Source organism: Streptomyces sp. NPDC107654 (assembly GCF_055639035.1).
Genome location: NZ_JBVKBI010000012.1, coordinates 83340 through 99194 on the forward strand (window position 1 = coordinate 83340; position 15855 = coordinate 99194).

Annotated in this window: 14 protein-coding genes; 12 read left to right on the forward strand and 2 right to left on the reverse strand. The window is 73.6% G+C overall.

Features of this window, described 5'->3' with window-relative positions:
• Positions 1 to 5 precede the first annotated feature (5 nt).
• On the forward strand, positions 6 to 1379 hold the full coding sequence (locus ACZ7N4_RS22055; protein WP_471360151.1) for an aldehyde dehydrogenase family protein: 1374 nt from the start codon (positions 6 to 8) through the stop codon (positions 1377 to 1379).
• On the forward strand, positions 1376 to 2158 hold the full coding sequence (locus tag ACZ7N4_RS22060; RefSeq protein WP_471360154.1) for a 3-oxoacyl-ACP reductase: 783 nt from the start codon (positions 1376 to 1378) through the stop codon (positions 2156 to 2158). The genes ACZ7N4_RS22055 and ACZ7N4_RS22060 overlap by 4 nt, the downstream gene beginning before the upstream one ends.
• Positions 2159 to 2164: 6 nt before the next feature.
• Here ACZ7N4_RS22060 and ACZ7N4_RS22065 read toward each other — a convergent pair whose 3' ends face one another.
• A complete protein-coding gene (locus ACZ7N4_RS22065; RefSeq protein WP_471360156.1) occupies positions 2165 to 3367 on the reverse strand; it encodes an amino acid deaminase/aldolase in 1203 nt (400 codons plus the stop codon).
• 1402 nt (positions 3368 to 4769) lie between these two features.
• Here ACZ7N4_RS22065 and ACZ7N4_RS22070 point away from each other — a divergent pair.
• The 3 genes from ACZ7N4_RS22070 (at position 4770) to ACZ7N4_RS22080 (ending at position 7573) form a co-directional block, all read left to right on the forward strand.
• Complete coding sequence (locus tag ACZ7N4_RS22070) at positions 4770 to 5546, forward strand: hypothetical protein (protein WP_471360159.1); 777 nt, start codon at positions 4770 to 4772, stop codon at positions 5544 to 5546.
• Positions 5543 to 6703, forward strand: a complete 1161-nt coding sequence (gene mycP / locus ACZ7N4_RS22075; protein WP_471360162.1) for a type VII secretion-associated serine protease mycosin — start codon at positions 5543 to 5545, stop codon at positions 6701 to 6703. The genes ACZ7N4_RS22070 and mycP overlap by 4 nt, the downstream gene beginning before the upstream one ends.
• A gap of 138 nt (positions 6704 to 6841) precedes the next feature.
• Entirely contained in the window at positions 6842 to 7573 is a 732-nt protein-coding gene (locus ACZ7N4_RS22080; RefSeq protein ID WP_356156915.1) for an SseB family protein, read from the forward strand.
• Position 7574: 1 nt separating this feature from the next.
• Here the strand turns inward: ACZ7N4_RS22080 and ACZ7N4_RS22085 are convergent, their stop codons facing one another.
• A complete protein-coding gene (locus ACZ7N4_RS22085) occupies positions 7575 to 7949 on the reverse strand; it encodes a DUF1844 domain-containing protein (RefSeq protein WP_471360165.1) in 375 nt (124 codons plus the stop codon).
• Positions 7950 to 8291: 342 nt separating this feature from the next.
• On the opposite strand from ACZ7N4_RS22085, the gene infC reads away from it, so the two are divergent.
• From infC to pheT, 7 genes are all read left to right on the forward strand, one after another.
• On the forward strand, positions 8292 to 8981 hold the full coding sequence (gene infC / locus ACZ7N4_RS22090) for a translation initiation factor IF-3 (protein WP_358643454.1): 690 nt from the start codon (positions 8292 to 8294) through the stop codon (positions 8979 to 8981).
• 111 nt (positions 8982 to 9092) lie between these two features.
• Positions 9093 to 9287 carry a 50S ribosomal protein L35 gene (rpmI, locus tag ACZ7N4_RS22095; RefSeq protein WP_004933563.1) on the forward strand — a complete coding sequence of 65 codons (195 nt, stop codon included), beginning with the start codon at positions 9093 to 9095 and terminating at the stop codon, positions 9285 to 9287.
• Positions 9288 to 9385: 98 nt separating this feature from the next.
• Positions 9386 to 9769, forward strand: coding sequence for a 50S ribosomal protein L20 (gene rplT, locus ACZ7N4_RS22100; RefSeq protein ID WP_016642495.1), 384 nt, complete (start codon positions 9386 to 9388; stop codon positions 9767 to 9769).
• 194 nt (positions 9770 to 9963) lie between these two features.
• On the forward strand, positions 9964 to 10827 hold the full coding sequence (locus tag ACZ7N4_RS22105; protein ID WP_471360170.1) for a TrmH family RNA methyltransferase: 864 nt from the start codon (positions 9964 to 9966) through the stop codon (positions 10825 to 10827).
• A 47-nt stretch (positions 10828 to 10874) separates the two neighbouring features.
• Entirely contained in the window at positions 10875 to 12032 is a 1158-nt protein-coding gene (locus tag ACZ7N4_RS22110) for a sensor histidine kinase (protein WP_471360173.1), read from the forward strand.
• Positions 12033 to 12185: 153 nt separating this feature from the next.
• Positions 12186 to 13307, forward strand: coding sequence for a phenylalanine--tRNA ligase subunit alpha (gene pheS, locus ACZ7N4_RS22115; RefSeq protein ID WP_388324508.1), 1122 nt, complete (start codon positions 12186 to 12188; stop codon positions 13305 to 13307).
• Positions 13307 to 15820: a phenylalanine--tRNA ligase subunit beta gene (gene pheT / locus ACZ7N4_RS22120; RefSeq protein ID WP_471360176.1), complete on the forward strand. Its 2514-nt coding sequence runs from the start codon at positions 13307 to 13309 to the stop codon at positions 15818 to 15820. The genes pheS and pheT overlap by 1 nt, the downstream gene beginning before the upstream one ends.
• Positions 15821 to 15855: the final 35 nt, after the last annotated feature.

Below are 15855 nucleotides of genomic sequence, written 5' to 3' on the forward strand. Positions count from 1 at the left end.
ACCCCGTGTCCGACCCGAACGAGCTGACCGTCCTCAACCCCGCCACCGAGGAGACCGTCGCCACCGTCCCCGCCGCGAGCGAGGAGGACGTCGCCGCCGCCGTCGTACGGGCCGCCCGCGCCCAGACCGGGTGGGCCGCCCTCGCCCCCGCCGACCGCGCCCGCCTGCTGCGCCGCTTCGCCGACACCGTCGACGCCCACACCGAGGAACTCGCCCGGCTGGAGGTCCGCGAGGCCGGCCACACCGTCGCGGGCGCCCGCTGGGAGGCGGCCAACGCCCGCGACCTGCTCCTCTACGCGGCCGGCGGCGCCGAACGCCTGCTCGGCCACCAGATCCCGGTGCCCGGCGGCTGGAACGTCACCTTCCAGGAACCCCTGGGCGTGATCGGCGTGATCGCCCCGTGGAACTTCCCCATGCCGATCGCCGCCTGGGGCTCCTTCCCCGCCCTCGCCGCCGGCAACGCCGTGCTCCTCAAGCCCGCCGAGACCACCCCGCTCACCGCGCTCCGGCTCGCCGAACTCGCCCTGGAGGCAGGCCTGCCCGAGCACGTCTTCCAGGTGCTGCCCGGCTACGGCCACACCGCCGGCCGCGCCTTGGTGGACCACCCCGACGTCGCCAAGATCGTGTTCACCGGCTCGACCCGCACCGGCCGGGAGGTCATGGAGCGCTGCGCCCGCCTGGTCAAACCGGTCACCCTCGAACTCGGCGGCAAGAGCCCCAGCCTCGTCTTCGCCGACGCCGATCTGAAGGCCGCCCTCGACCCCTTCTCCTTCCTGGACAACGCCGGCCAGGACTGCTGCGCCCGCACCCGCATCCTCGTCCAGGAGACGGTGCTGGACGAGGCCCGCGCCTTCCTCGCCGACGCGCTGGCCGCCGTGGTCGTGGGCGATCCGGCCGACGAGAAGACCCAGATGGGCCCGCTGATCTCCGGCCGGCAGCGGGAGCGCGTACGGTCGTACGCCGCCGCGGACGCCCCGGCCCTGCGCGGCAGCGCCCCCGACGGGCCAGGCTTCTGGTTCCCGCCGACCGTGCTCACCGGGGAACGGCCCGACAGCCCGGCCGCCCGCGAGGAGATCTTCGGACCCGTGGCCGTCCTGCTGCCCTTCACCGACGAGCAGGACGCCATCCGTCTCGCCAACGACACCCCCTACGGCCTCTCCGGCTCCGTCTGGACCCGGGACGTGGGCCGCGCCCTGCGCGTGTCGCAGGCCGTCCGTGCGGGCAACCTGTCCGTCAACTCCCACTCCAGCGTCCGCTACTGGACCCCGTTCGGCGGGTTCAAGCAGTCCGGCCTCGGCCGCGAACTCGGCCCCGACGCCCTGACCGCCTTCACCGAAACCAAGAACGTCTTCATCAGCACGGAGGGCCCCGCACAGTGACCGACACCAGTGTTTGCCGCCGCCTGGTCGGCCGTACCGCCGTCGTGACCGGAGCCGGCAGCGGCATCGGACTCGCCTCCGCCCGCCGGCTCGCCTCCGAGGGCGCCCACGTCGTCTGCGCGGACGTCGACGAGACCCGCGGCAAGGCCGCCGCGGAGGAGACCGGCGGACTCTTCGTGAAGACCGACGTCACCGACCCCGAGCAGGTCGAGGCGCTGTTCAAGGCGGCGTACGACACCTACGGCAGCGTCGACATCGCCTTCAACAACGCGGGCATCTCCCCGCCCGACGACGACTCCATCCTGGACACCGGCCTGGAGGCCTGGAAGCGGGTCCAGGAGGTCAACCTGACCTCCGTCTACCTGTGCTGCAAGGCCGCCATCCCCTACATGCGCCGGCAGGGCAAGGGTTCCGTCATCAACACGGCCTCCTTCGTGGCGCGGATGGGAGCGGCCACCTCCCAGATCTCCTACACGGCCTCCAAGGGCGGCGTCCTCGCCATGTCCCGCGAGCTGGGCGTGCAGTTCGCCCGGGAGGGCATCCGGGTGAACGCGCTGTGCCCCGGACCGGTCAACACCCCGCTGCTGCAGGAGCTGTTCGCCAAGGACCCGGAGCGGGCGGCCCGCCGGCTCGTCCACATCCCGCTCGGCCGGTTCGCCGAGGCCGAGGAGATCGCCGCCGCCGTCGCCTTCCTGGCCAGCGACGACTCCTCCTTCGTCAACGCCACCGACTTCCTCGTGGACGGCGGGATCGCCGGCGCGTACGTCACGCCCCTGTAGGAAGCCTCAGAGGAACGTGTGCCCCTCACCCCGGTAGGTGGGCACGGTCGCGGTGACCGTGTCCCCCTCGATCAGGTGGAGGGCGTCGAACCGCTCGCACAGCTCGCCCGCCTTGGCGTGCCGGAACCACACCTTGTCGCCGAGGAGCAGGTCGTCGGCGGGCGAGCCGAGCAGCGGGGTCTGCACCTCGCCGGGCCCCTCCTGCGGGTCGTAGGCCAGCCCCTCCGGCAGGTACGGCACCGGCAGCCGGTCGGGTCCGGCGACGCCGGAGGCCGGGTAGCCGCCGCCCAGCACGGTGACGACACCCACCCCGGGCCGCCGGACGACCGGCTGGGCGAAGAGGGCCGCCGGACGGCCGGTGAAGGACGAGTAGTTGTCGAACAGCCGGGGCACGTACAGCCCCGAACCGGCCGCGATCTCGGTCACCGCCTCCTCGGCGGCGGTGTGCTGCACACTGCCGGTGCCGCCGCCGTTGACGAACTCCAGGTCCGGCGCGACCGCCCGCACCGCCCGCACCACGGCGGCCCGCCGCTCGGCCAGCTCGCGCCGGGCGGCGGCCTGCATCAGCCGGATCGCCCGCGAGCGCAGGGGCCGGCCGGCGACCGCGTCCCCGACACCGGCGACGTGTCCCTCGTACGCCATGATCCCCACCAGCCGGAAACCCGGCCGCCGGGCCACCGACCGGGCCAGCTCGGCGAGTTGGGCGGGCGAGCGCAGCGGGGAGCGCCGCGCGCCGACCCGCACCCGGCCGCCGAGCAGGCTCAGCGAGGTGTCCAGCTCCAGGCACACCCGGACGGCTTCGCGCCCGCCGTCCCGGGAGGCGTCGATGAGGTCGAGCTGGGCCGGATCGTCCACCATCACCGTGACGGCACGGGCGAGTTTGGGGTCGGCGGTCAGCTCCGCGAACCCGGCCCGGTCGGCCGACGGATAGGCCAGCAGGATGTCCTCGAACCCCGACCGCGCGAGCCACAGCGACTCGGCCAGGGTGAACGACATGACGCCCTGGAAACCCTCCCTGGCCAGGACCCTCTCCAGCAGGGCCCGGCAGCGGACCGACTTGCTGGCGACCCGCACCGGCTTGCCCGCGGCGCGCCGGACCAGGTCGTCCGCGTTGGCGTCGAAGGCGTCCAGATCCACGATCGCGAGGGGGGCGTCGAGATGGGCGGTGGCCCGGTCGTAACGGGCCCGGGCGGCGGCAGGCGCAGTCATGACGGAAGCCTGCCAGACAGGATTACCGCAGGGTAGGGGGACGTTCCGGGCAGATGCCCCGGCGCCGCGGACCGGTTCCGTCCCGCCCCCCGACAACCCGTAGAGTGACGCGCACGTACGGCGGACGCGCCCGGCACCCGCGTGAACCGGGATGCCGCTCCGGCCGTACGGGTATGCGTGCCCGGAAGGACCTGTCGCACCGGGCGCGGCCGAGCAGCAGGACGGCCCGCGTACGGCAACGGCCCGGGCATGAGGAAACGGGGGGTGCATGAGCACGGAAGCGCGACATGCCCCGGCCGGTGACAGTGCGGGCCCCGCGTGGCGCACCGACACCACGCCCCCGGCCCACCCCCCGATGCCCTCCGCGCCCCCGGCTCCGGCCGACGACCCCGACGAGGAGCCGTCCGTCTTCACCCCGCGCGGCCCCCGCCCGCCGGCCGTCCCGCCCGCACGCCCTCACCGGCCCGGCGCGTCGACCGTCCCCGAACCCCCCGCCCCCACCAGCCCGCCCCCGCCCCCCGCCTCGGCCCGCTTCCCCGACACCCCACCGGCCGGCTCCGCAGCGGAACGCCAGGGCGACACCGCCCCGGCCGGCCCGCTCGGCCCGATGCCCCAGGGCCCCTCGACGCCCGCGGGCCCGGGCGCTGCGGCGACTCCGGCGGGCGGGGCGCGCCCGGTGGGCTCGGGTGGGGGAGCGGCCTCGGCGGGCCCGGTTCGTCCGGCGGACTCTGCTGGCTCGGCTGGCTCGCCGGGCTCGCCGGGCTCGCCGGGCCCGGTGGGTCGGAGGGGACCGGCGGGCTCGGGTCGTGCCGCGGCCTCGGTGGTCCGCCCAGGCCCCACCGGCCCCGCAGGCGCGGGGAGTTCGTCAGCTTCCCCTTGTCTCTCGCCTCCCACCACCGCCACCTCTCCGGCATCTCCCGCAGCCCCGGTCGGCGCGGCGGCGCGCGTGGCCGGGACTGGGCCGGGAAGGGGCACGGCGCCGGGCGGGACGGAGACTTCGGAGGGGGGCGTCGGGGAGACGACGACGGCCCGGCTCCGGGCCGGCAGGCAGAGCGCGCCGGCCGAGACCCGGTCGGAGACCACGGCCCGGTTGCGTCCGATCCGTTCGGCGTCCCCGGCGTCCGGGTCCGCGTCCGCCTCCGGGTCCGCGTCCGCCTCGCCGCGCGCCTCGGCACCCGGTCCCCGGCATCCCGCGCCCACGCATCCCGCGCCCACGCACCCCACCGCCCCGGCACCCCCTCACCCCGCACCCGCGGCACGGTCCACGGGGCTGGCAGGAGGCCGTGCTGCCGCCCGGAGTCCGATGGCGCCCGCGCACCCCGTGAACCCCGGGCCGGATCCGGCGCACTCCTGGAGTGCCGCGCCGGGCGGGCGGCCCGTGGTGTCCTTCGCGGAGCCCGATGTGTCCGGCGGGCGCACGCGTCCCCGGGTGGGCCCGCGCACCGTCGCCGCCGCCGCCTGCCTCGTGCTGGGACTCGGTCTCATCGGCGGTGCCGCTACCGGGAGTTGGCTCACCGGGGACGACGGCGCGAAGGGCACCCGCGACTCGTTCGGCACCGCCCGGACGCTCTGGCACAGCGTGCCCGTGGACCAGCTGTTCCCGCCCACCGTCCAGGGCACCGGTGCCGGCCCCGGCGGCGCCGACCGCACCTGGACCCGGATCGCCGTGGCCCCCGACAGCGGCTGCGCCCACGCCTTCGACCCGCTGCTGTCCAAGGCGCTCGCCCCGGTCGGCTGCCAGCGGCTGCTGCGCGCCACCTACACCGACGCCACCCAGAGCTACGTCACCACCGTCGGCCTGCTGTTCACCAAGGCCGACCCGGCCGCCATGACCGCGCTCGCCGCCCGCTTCCGCGACGAACACCTGGACAGCCGTGCCGACCTGATGCCCCGGCCGTACGCCGCCGCCGGCACGGCCGCCGCCGCCTTCGGCGACCGGCAGCGGGCCTCCTGGACCCTCTCCGTCCTCACCGACGCCCCCGTCGTCGCCTACGCCGTCTCCGGCTGGGCCGACGGCCGTACCGTCGACGCCCCCCAGCCCGCCGCGGACGCCGTCCGCTCCGGCGCCACCACCGACCCGGCCCGGGCCGGCCTCGGCAACGAGGCGCAGGGCCTGGCCGACCGCGTCCAGCGGCGCCTGCGGAAAACCGTCGGCACAGCCACGGAGAAGCCTTCATGAAGCATGCCGCCAAGGCGGCGGTGAGCCTGCTGTTCGCCGGCTCCCTCGCCCTCCTGCCGTCCGCCACCGCCCACGCCGACGGCATCCGCGCCCAGCAGTGGGGCCTGTCCGCCCTCCACCTGGACGAGGCCTGGCAGACCACGAAGGGCCGCGGCGTCACCGTCGCCGTCCTCGACACCGGTGTGCAGACCGACCACCCGGACCTCGCCGGCAACGTCCTGCCCGCCAAGGACATGATCGGCTTCGGTGCCGAACCAGGTGACCGCACCTGGGGCCGGCACGGCACCGCCATGGCCGGCATCATCGCCGGGCACGGCCACGGAACCGGCGACTCCGAGGGCGTCATGGGCGTCGCCCCGCAAGCCCGCGTCCTGCCCGTCCGGGTGATCCTGGAGGACGGCGACCCCGCCCGCGCCAAGGCCCGTACCACCCGCGGCAACGCCCTCGCCGACGGCATCCGCTGGGCCGCCGACCACGGCGCCGACGTCATCAACCTCTCCCTCGGCGACGACTCCGACTCCGCGCACCCCGAGCCGAGCGAGGACGAGGCGGTGCAGTACGCCCTGAAGAAGGGAGTGGTCGTCGTCGCCTCCGCGGGCAACGGCGGCGACAAGGGCGACCACGTCTCCTACCCGGCCGCCTACCCGGGCGTCATCGCCGCCACCGCCGTCGACAAGTACGGCACCCGCGCCGCCTTCTCGACCCGCCGCTGGTACGCCGCCGTCAGCGCACCCGGAGTCGACGTCGTCATCGCCGACCCCGACCACAAGTACTACGCGGGCTGGGGCACCAGCGCGGCCTCCGCCTTCGTCTCCGGCGCCGCCGCCCTGATCAGGTCCGCCCATCCCGACCTGGCCCCGGCCCAGATCAAGAAGCTCCTGGAGGACACCGCGCGGGACGCCCCGGTGGGCGGCCGGGACGACTCCCGGGGCTTCGGCATGATCGACCCGGCGGCCGCGCTGAAGGCGGCCGTCCGCCTCGAACCCGGGGGCCTGCGCCCGGCGTCGTACGGCGACGAGTACTTCGGTGCCGGCCCGGACCCCGTCAGGGCCGCGGGCAGCGCCTCCGGCTGGGCTGCGCCGCTCGCGGGCAGCGTGGGCGGGGTCCTGCTGGTGGCCGGCGTGATCCTGTGGCGGAGCCGCAGACGGCCGGCCTGAGCCGCCGCCCGCGGCGTACCCGGTCTCCGGGCGGGTGCGACGAAGCACCCCGCAGCGGGTTCCTGTGAGGACGCGCGTGCCGTGGGCCGGGTGGCGTGCCTGTGGCGGCCCGGAGACGTGCCGATAGGGTCGGTGACCGTGGCGAACAAGAACATTCCCGACCCCGGCTTCTCCGACGACGACGGCTCCGCCGACCCCCGGCTGAGCGCCGCGCTCGCCGCCTGGGCCGAGGACCGCAGCGCCCTGGGGCCCGTCCTGGAGGCGCTCAAGGGCGCCCGTCTGCTGGTCCCCGTCGTCGCCGTGCTCGGCGAGGTCGAGGAGGACGAGAACGGGCTGCGCCGCGAGAAGACCAGCGACATGGCCGTACCCACCCTGAAGGCCGGCGACCGCACCGCGCTGCCCGCCTTCACCTCCACCGACTCCCTCGCCCGCTGGGACCCCGCGGCCCGCCCGGTCGCCGTGCCCCTGCACCAGGCGCTCCAGGCCGCCGCGCACGAGAAGGCCGACACGGTCGTCCTCGACCTCGCCGGACCGGTGCCGTTCGAGCTGACCGGCCCGGCGCTGCTGGCCCTCGCCGAGGGCCGCACCAGCACCGACCCGCTCGCCGACCCCGCCGTGGTGGAGGCCGTCCGGACGGCGGTGGCGGCCGAGCCCGCCGTGCTGCGCGCCCACCTCGGCCCCGGGCGGGCCGACGGCACCCTCGCGCTCGTCCTCGACCCGGCCGCGCCGCCCGCCGAGGCCGCCCGCGCGGTCGCCGAGCGGCTGGCGGCGGACGAAACACTGCGGGCCCGCCTGGTGCGCGGCCTCGACCTGGCACTGCTGCCGGCCGGGACCACGCCTCCGGGCGAGCCCTTGTACGTGAAGGAGTAGATCAGCCGTAGACGGGGCCGGTGTACTTCTCGCCCGGCCCCTGGCCCGGCTCGTCCGGGACGATCGACGCCTCGCGGAACGCCAGCTGCAGCGACTTCAGGCCGTCGCGCAGCGGGGCCGCGTGGAAGGAGCTGATCTCGGTCGCGCCCGCGTCCAGCAGACCGGCGAGCGCGGTGATCAGCTTGCGGGCCTCGTCCAGGTCCTTGTACTTGTCGCCCTCCTCGCTCAGCCCGAGCTTCACGGCGGCGGCGCTCATCAGGTTGACGGCGACCGTCACGATCACCTCGACGGCGGGGACCTCGGCGATGTCCCGGGTCATCGCGTCGAAGTCGGGGGCCTCTGAGGACTCAGGGGACTCGGCAGGGGTGTCACTCATGTCCCACACCATAGGTGGTCGGGCCCGGTGCCCCTCAATTAGCCCTTGTCAAGGGAGCCTGCTAGTCTGGGAGACGACCGGCTGGACATGACTGTGTCCGGCCCACAAGTGGAGGCTCCGATCTCCCACCCGACCGTCCTCCGGGACGGCGGGTCACCCGGTCAGGCGGCCACCATCGTTCCGTACGGACGATGGAGTCGCCCGAAAGCGCGCCCCGCGGCATCGCGGCGGTGCTCCGGTAGTGCTTGGAGCCCCGCCTGTGATCGTCCGGGGCATTTTTTGTGCTTCGGCGCGGTTAGGTCTAACGAAAAGAGACGTTACGCGGCTGTCCGCCAGACCGCCGTGTGGTGCTACCGAGGAGGATCCATCAGCGCCGAGCCCCGCATCAACGACCGGATTCGCGTTCCCGAGGTGCGACTTGTCGGTCCCAGTGGCGAGCAGGTGGGCATTGTCCCGCTCGCGAAGGCACTGGAGCTTGCGCAGGAGTACGACCTGGACCTGGTCGAGGTCGCGGCGAACGCCCGTCCGCCCGTGTGCAAGCTCATGGACTACGGGAAGTTCAAGTACGAGTCGGCCATGAAGGCCCGTGAGGCGCGCAAGAACCAGGCGCACACGGTCATCAAGGAGATGAAGCTCCGGCCGAAGATCGACCCGCACGACTATGACACCAAGAAGGGTCACGTCGTCCGGTTCCTCAAGCAGGGCGACAAGGTCAAGATCACGATCATGTTCCGTGGTCGCGAGCAGTCCCGCCCCGAGCTGGGCTACCGACTGCTGCAGCGTCTCGCGGAGGACGTCCAGGACCTCGGCTTCGTCGAGTCGAACCCGAAGCAGGACGGCCGAAACATGATCATGGTTCTCGGTCCGCACAAGAAGAAGACCGAGGCGATGGCCGAGGCCCGCCAGGCGCAGGAGGCCCGCAAGGCCGAGGCGAAGGCGAACCCCGGCAAGTCGCAGAACGCCGCGGACCCGGACGCTGTGAACGCCGAGGGCCACGACGAGGCCCCTGCCGAGGCTTCCGCCGAGGCGTGATCCCGGGGGACGTACGTCCCCGAGGATGTAACCGAAAGAAGAGCGACGCTCCGCCGTGCCCGGTTTCACGACCGGGCACCGGAGCGCCACCGACGAGGAGATAACGGCGCTATGCCGAAGAACAAGTCGCACAGCGGTGCCAGCAAGCGCTTCAAGGTCACCGGCTCCGGCAAGGTGCTCCGTGAGCGCGCCGGCAAGCGCCACCTGCTCGAGCACAAGTCGTCCCGCGTCACGCGTCGCCTCACCGGCAACGCCGAGATGGCCCCGGGCGACGCCGCGAAGATCAAGAAGCTTCTCGGCAAGTGACGCCGCGGCGCCCTCTGAGCGCCGTGCGTCGGGACCGGGACCGAATCGTTTCCGGGTCGTGTGAGCACCCCCACGACCCCGCTACAAGGAGTTAACAAGTGGCACGCGTCAAGCGGGCAGTCAACGCCCACAAGAAGCGCCGGGCGATCCTGGAGCAGGCCTCCGGCTACCGCGGTCAGCGTTCGCGCCTGTACCGCAAGGCCAAGGAGCAGGTCACCCACTCGCTGGTCTACAACTACAACGACCGCAAGAAGCGCAAGGGCGACTTCCGTCAGCTGTGGATCCAGCGCATCAACGCCGCTGCCCGCGCCAACGGCATCACCTACAACCGCTTCATCCAGGGTCTGAAGGCCGCGAACATCGAGGTCGACCGCAAGATCCTGGCCGAGCTGGCCGTGAACGACGCGAACGCCTTCGCGGCGCTCGTCGAGGTCGCGCAGAAGGCGCTGCCGTCGGACGTCAACGCCCCGAAGGCCGCGTGACGCCGCGCTGGCTCTGAGCCGACGTTCACTGGAGGACCCGCAGGCTGTCACGGCTTGCGGGTCCTGTTGTTGGGTCCACTGCACGTCCTTCGGCCACGGGTCCGCCGTGGCCGCCCGCGCCCGCGCGGCGGAGCCGCACATCGACAGAGCCCCGCGCCCCCCGCGGGGCGCCACACGTCTCCGAAGGTACGAGGATGCCCCCCGTCTCCCCTGAGCTCATCTCCCCCCGTTCCGCCCGTGTCTCCGCCGCCCGCCGGCTCGCCAAGCGGAACTTCCGGGGCAAGGACCGGCTGTTTCTCGCCGAGGGGCCGCAGGCCGTGCGGGAGGCTGCCGGGCACCGGGCCGGGGGACAGGCGACGCTGGTCGAGCTGTTCGCCACGGTCGAGGCCGCGGAGCGGTACGCCGACATCGTCGGGGAGGCCCGGGACGCCGGTGCCCGGGTGCACCTGGCCTCCGAAGAGGTCATCGCCGAGATCTCCACCACCGTCACCCCGCAGGGCCTGGTCGGGGTCTGCCGGTTCCTGGACACCCCCTTCGAGGAGATCCTCAGGAGCCGGCCCCGGCTGGTCGCCGTCCTCGCGCACGTACGCGACCCCGGGAACGCGGGGACCGTGCTGCGCTGCGCCGACGCCGCCGGCGCCGAGGCCGTGGTCCTCACCGACGCCTCGGTGGACCTGTACAACCCCAAGGCCGTACGGGCCTCCGTCGGCTCCCACTTCCACCTGCCCGTCGCCGTGGGCGTCCCCGTCGAGCGGGCCGTGGCCGGGCTGAAGGAGGCCGGGGTGCGCATCCTCGCGGCCGACGGGGCCGGCGACCGCGACCTGGACGAGGAGCTGGACAAGGGGACGATGGGCGGCCCGACCGCCTGGGTGTTCGGCAACGAGGCCTGGGGGCTGCCGGAGGAGACCCGCGCCCTCACCGACGCCGTCGTCCGCGTCCCCATCCACGGGAAGGCCGAGAGCCTGAACCTGGCCACCGCCGCCGCCGTATGTCTCTACGCGTCGGCCCGTGCACAGCGCGCCTCCGGAGGGTGCCGCTCCGTCACCGAGAGCCAGTAAGGTGACCAGCGCGGGGCCCTGCGCCGTCTGAGAGGTGGGGTACGGGGATGAGTGTGGCCGGCACGAGCACCGCGCCGGAAGGGCGGGACGCGCGGCGCGCGCCCGCGCCCGGGCCCGCCGACGGCTGCCCGGGCGTCGATCCCGACCAGCTGCCCGACGGCCTCGTCATCGCCGACGAGAAGGGCCGCGTGACCTGCTTCAACGCCGCCGCCGCGCGGATCACCGCCGTCCGGGCCGCCGACGCCCTCGGCCAGTCCCTGGAGAAGGTGCTGCCCTTGGAGGACCTGGAGGGCCGGCGCTGGTGGCAGCTCACCGATCCCTACGGCGGGCTGCCGATCCGGGTCCGGCAGCCCGAGCGCAACCTGCTGCTGCCGGGCGGCCGTGAGGTGCTCGTCACCGCCCGCTACGTGCGGGACGAGCCGCTGGGGCCGGTCCGGTCCGTGGTCGTCTCCCTCCGCGACACCGAGGCCCGCCGCCGCACCGAGCGCAGCCACGCCGAGCTGATCGCCACCGTGGCCCACGAGCTGCGTTCCCCGCTCACCTCCGTGAAGGGCTTCACCGCCACCCTGCTCGCCAAGTGGGAACGCTTCACCGACGACCAGAAGCGGCTGATGCTGGAGACCGTCGACGCCGACGCCGACCGTGTCACCCGCCTCATCGCCGAGCTGCTGGACATCTCCCGCATCGACTCCGGCCGGCTGGAGGTGCGCCGTCAGCCCGTCGACATCGGGGCCGCCGTCTCCCGGCACATCCAGGCCTACGTCGCCGCCGGCCAGCGTGCCGACCGCTTCCTGCTCCGCATCGAACAGCCGCTGCCCGCGCTGTGGGCCGACCCCGACAAGATCGACCAGGTGCTCAGCAACCTCATCGAAAATGCCGTGCGGCACGGAGAGGGAACCGTCACCATTGACGTCACGCCCGCACCGTCCCCGCGCGAGGGCGAGGACACAGGCACGTCGGTCACGGTGAGCGACGAGGGGCCCGGCATCCCGGAGGAGTCCATGAACCGCGTCTTCACCCGCTTCTGGCGGGGCAGCAAGCGCGGCGGCACGGGTCTCGGGCTGTACATCGTCAAGGGCATCGTGGAGGCCCACGGCGGCTCGATCACGGTCGGCCGCGCCGCGAGCGGCGGCGCCGAGTTCCGATTTACGTTGCCCGTGGCGGCCCCGGCGTTTGAATTCGAGGTGCCGCGTAGCGTCGTATAGGGCGGTGGCGGGTGACGGGTGGGCCTGACGGCCCACGGGCGCATTCGCATACCTCCACCCCGTTAGACTCGGCCTTTGGCACCTTTGTGTCCTTCTCACGGCCCACCACGGTCACGGGGACCATCCGCCAGCCAATCGGAAGCACGGGAAGAGATGTCGGCACCCAATAAGTCGTACGACCCTGTCGAGGTCGAGGCGTTGAAACCGGAAGAGATCGAGCGCATGCGGGACGAGGCGCTCGCCGCCTTCGCCGCCGCGGACTCCCTCGACGCGCTCCACGAGGCCAAGGTCGCCCACACCGGCCCGGCCTCCCCGCTGGCGCTCGCCAACCGCGAGATCGGCGCCCTGCCCCCGCACGCCAAGGCCGAGGCCGGCAAGCGCGTCGGCATGGCCCGCGGCGCGGTGAACAAGGCCCTCGCCGCCCGCCAGGCCGAGCTGGAGGCCGAGCGTGACGCCCGGGTGCTGGTCGAGGAGGCGGTGGACGTCACGCTGCCCTACGACCGCGTCCCGGCCGGCGCCCGCCACCCGCTGACCACCCTGTCCGAGCGCATCGAGGACATCTTCGTGGCCATGGGCTACGAGGTCGCCGAGGGCCCGCAGGTCGAGGCGGAGTGGTTCAACTTCGACGCGCTCAACATCGGCCCGGACCACCCGGCCCGCGGCGAGGCCGACACGTTCTTCGTGCAGGGCCCCGACGGCGGCACCGAGTCCGGCATGGTGCTGCGCACCCACACCTCGCCCGTGCAGATCCGCTCGATGCTCGACCGCGAGCTGCCGGTCTACGTGATCTGCCCGGGTGTCGTCTACCGCACCGACGAGCTGGACGCCACCCACACCCCGGTGTTCCGCCAGGTCGAACTGCTCGCCGTGGACGAGGGCCTGACCATGGCCGACCTCAAGGGCACCCTGGACCACATGGTCCAGTCCCTGTTCGGCGAGGGCATGAAGACCCGGCTGCGGCCCAACTTCTTCCCCTTCACCGAGCCGAGCGCCGAGATGGACATGCTCTGCTACGTGTGCAAGGGCGAGTCCGTCGGCAACCCCGACCGGCCCTGCCGCACCTGCTCCAGCGAGGGCTGGATCGAGCTGGGCGGCTGCGGCATGGTCAACCCGCGGGTCCTCACGGCCTGCGGCATCGACCCGGAGAAGTACAGCGGTTTCGCCTTCGGGTTCGGCATCGAGCGGATGCTGATGTTCCGCCACAACGTCGAAGACATGCGAGACATGGTCGAGGGTGACGTCCGGTTCACCCGGCCGTTCGGGATGGAGATCTGATGCGGGTCCCGCTTTCTTGGCTGCGGGAGTACGTCGACCTGCCGGCGACGGAGACCGGCCGCGACGTCCAGGCCAAGCTCATTTCGGCCGGCCTGGAGGTCGAGACCGTCGAGCAGCTCGGCGCCGACCTCAAGGGCCCGCTGGTCGTCGGCCAGGTGCTGACCATCGAGGAGCTGGAGGGCTTCAAGAAGCCGATCCGCTTCTGCACGGTCGACGTCGGCCAGGCCAACGGCACCGGTGAGCCCCAGGAGATCGTCTGCGGCGCCCGCAACTTCGCGGTCGGCGACAAGGTCGTCGTGGTCCTCCCCGGCGCCACACTCCCCGGTGGCTTCTCCATCGCCGCCCGCAAGACCTACGGCAAGACGTCCCACGGCATGATCTGCTCCAGCGACGAGCTGGGCATGGGCGACGACGGCACGCACGGCATCATCGTGCTGCCGCCGGAGACCGAGGTCGGCAAGGACGCCATCGAGCTGCTGGAGCTGGTCGACGAGGTCCTGGACATCGCCGTCACCGCCAACCGCGGCGACTGCCTGTCCCTGCGCGGCGTCGCCCGCGAGACCGCCATCGCCTACGGCCTGCCGCTGCGCGACCCGGCCCTGATCGACGTACCGGCCCCGAACGCCTTCGGCCACCCGGTGCAGGTCTCCGAGCCCTTCGGCTGCGACCGCTTCACCGCCCGCACCGTCACCGGCCTGAGCCCCGAGGCCCGCTCCCCGATCTGGCTCCAGCGCCGGCTGCAGAAGGTCGGCATGCGCCCGATCTCGCTCGCCGTCGACGTCACGAACTACGTGATGATGGAGCTGGGCCAGCCCCTGCACGCCTACGACCGCAAGCTGGTCGAGGGCACCATCGGCGTACGCCGGGCCGAGGAGGGCGAGAAGCTCGTCACCCTCGACGGCGTCGAGCGCACGCTGCACGCCGAGGACCTGGTCATCACCGACGAGCGCGGCCCGATCGGCCTCGCCGGTGTCATGGGCGGCGCCCACACGGAGATCGCCGACCACGAGGACGCCGCGAGCGCGACGACCGACGTGGTCATCGAGGCCGCCCACTTCGACGCCGTCTCGATCGCCCGTACGGCCCGCCGCCACAAGCTGCTGTCCGAGGCGTCCCGCCGCTTCGAGCGCGGTGTCGACCCGCAGGCCGCCGCGGCCGCCGCGCAGCGCACGGTGGACCTGCTGGTCCTGCTCGCCGGAGGTACGGCGGAGGCCGGTGTCACCGAGGTCATCGCGCCCTCGGCCCCGCACACCATCACCATCCCCGCCGACCACCCGGACAAGGTGGCGGGTGTCGAGTACGGCCGGGAGACGGTCGTCCGCCGCCTCCAGCAGGTCGGCTGCGACGTCTACGGGCAGGACGAGCTCATCGTCACCGTCCCGTCCTGGCGGCCCGACCTGACCGACCCGAACGACCTCGCCGAAGAGGTCATCCGGCTCGAAGGCTACGAGAACCTGCCCTCCACGCTGCCCAAGCTCCCCTCGGGCCGCGGCCTCACGCACCGCCAGCGGCTGCACCGCAGGGCCGGCCGCGCCCTGGCCGGCGCGGGCTACGTCGAGGCGCCGAGCTACCCCTTCGTCAGCGAGCAGGTCTTCGACCAGCTCGGCCTGGAGGCCGACGACCCGGCCCGCCGGGTCGTCAAGCTGGTCAACCCGCTCAGCGACGAGGAGCCCGCGCTCCGCACCACGCTGCTGCCGGGCCTGCTCGGCGCGCTGCGGCGCAACGCCGGCCGGGGCTCGCACGACCTGGCGCTGTTCGAGACCGGGCTGGTGTTCCACCCGCGTGAGGAACAGCGCGTCGCCGCGCACCTGCCCGTCGACCGGCGTCCCACCGACGAGGAGATCGCCGCGCTGGACGCCGCGCTGCCCGAGCAGCCGCGCCACGTCGCCGTCGTCCTCGCCGGCGCTCGCGAGCAGTCCGGCTGGTGGGGCAAGGGCCGTCCCTCGGACTGGGCCGACGCCGTCGAGGCGGCGCGTGCCGTGGCCCGCGAGGCCGGTACCGAACTGATCGTGCGCAAGGGCCAGTACGGTCCCTGGCACCCCGGCCGCTGCGCCGAGCTGGTCGTCGTCGCCGACGGCACGGAGCGGGTCGTGGGTCACGCGGGCGAACTGCACCCGCGGGTCCTCAAGGCCCTGGGCCTGCCGGAGCGGACCTGCGCGGCGGAGCTGGACCTGGACGCCCTGGAGGCGGCGGGCGACGGTGTCCCGCGGGCGCCGCGGATCTCCGCGTTCCCGGTCGCCACGCAGGACGTCGCCCTCGTGGTCGACCAGTTCGTGCCGCACGCCGACGTGGAGGCCGCGCTGCGTGAGGGCGCGGGGGAACTCCTGGAGTCGATCCGGCTGTTCGACGTGTACGAGAACGCCGAGCAGCTGGGCGACGGGAAGAAGTCGCTGGCGTACGCGCTGCGCTTCCGCGCCGGAGACCGGACGCTGACCGTGGACGAGGCCTCGGCCGCGCGGGACGCGGCGGTCGCCCTCGCGGGCGAGCGGACCGGGGCGGTCCTGCGGGGCTAGTCGCCGTTCAAGGCTCCGGGTGCGGCCGGCCGCGG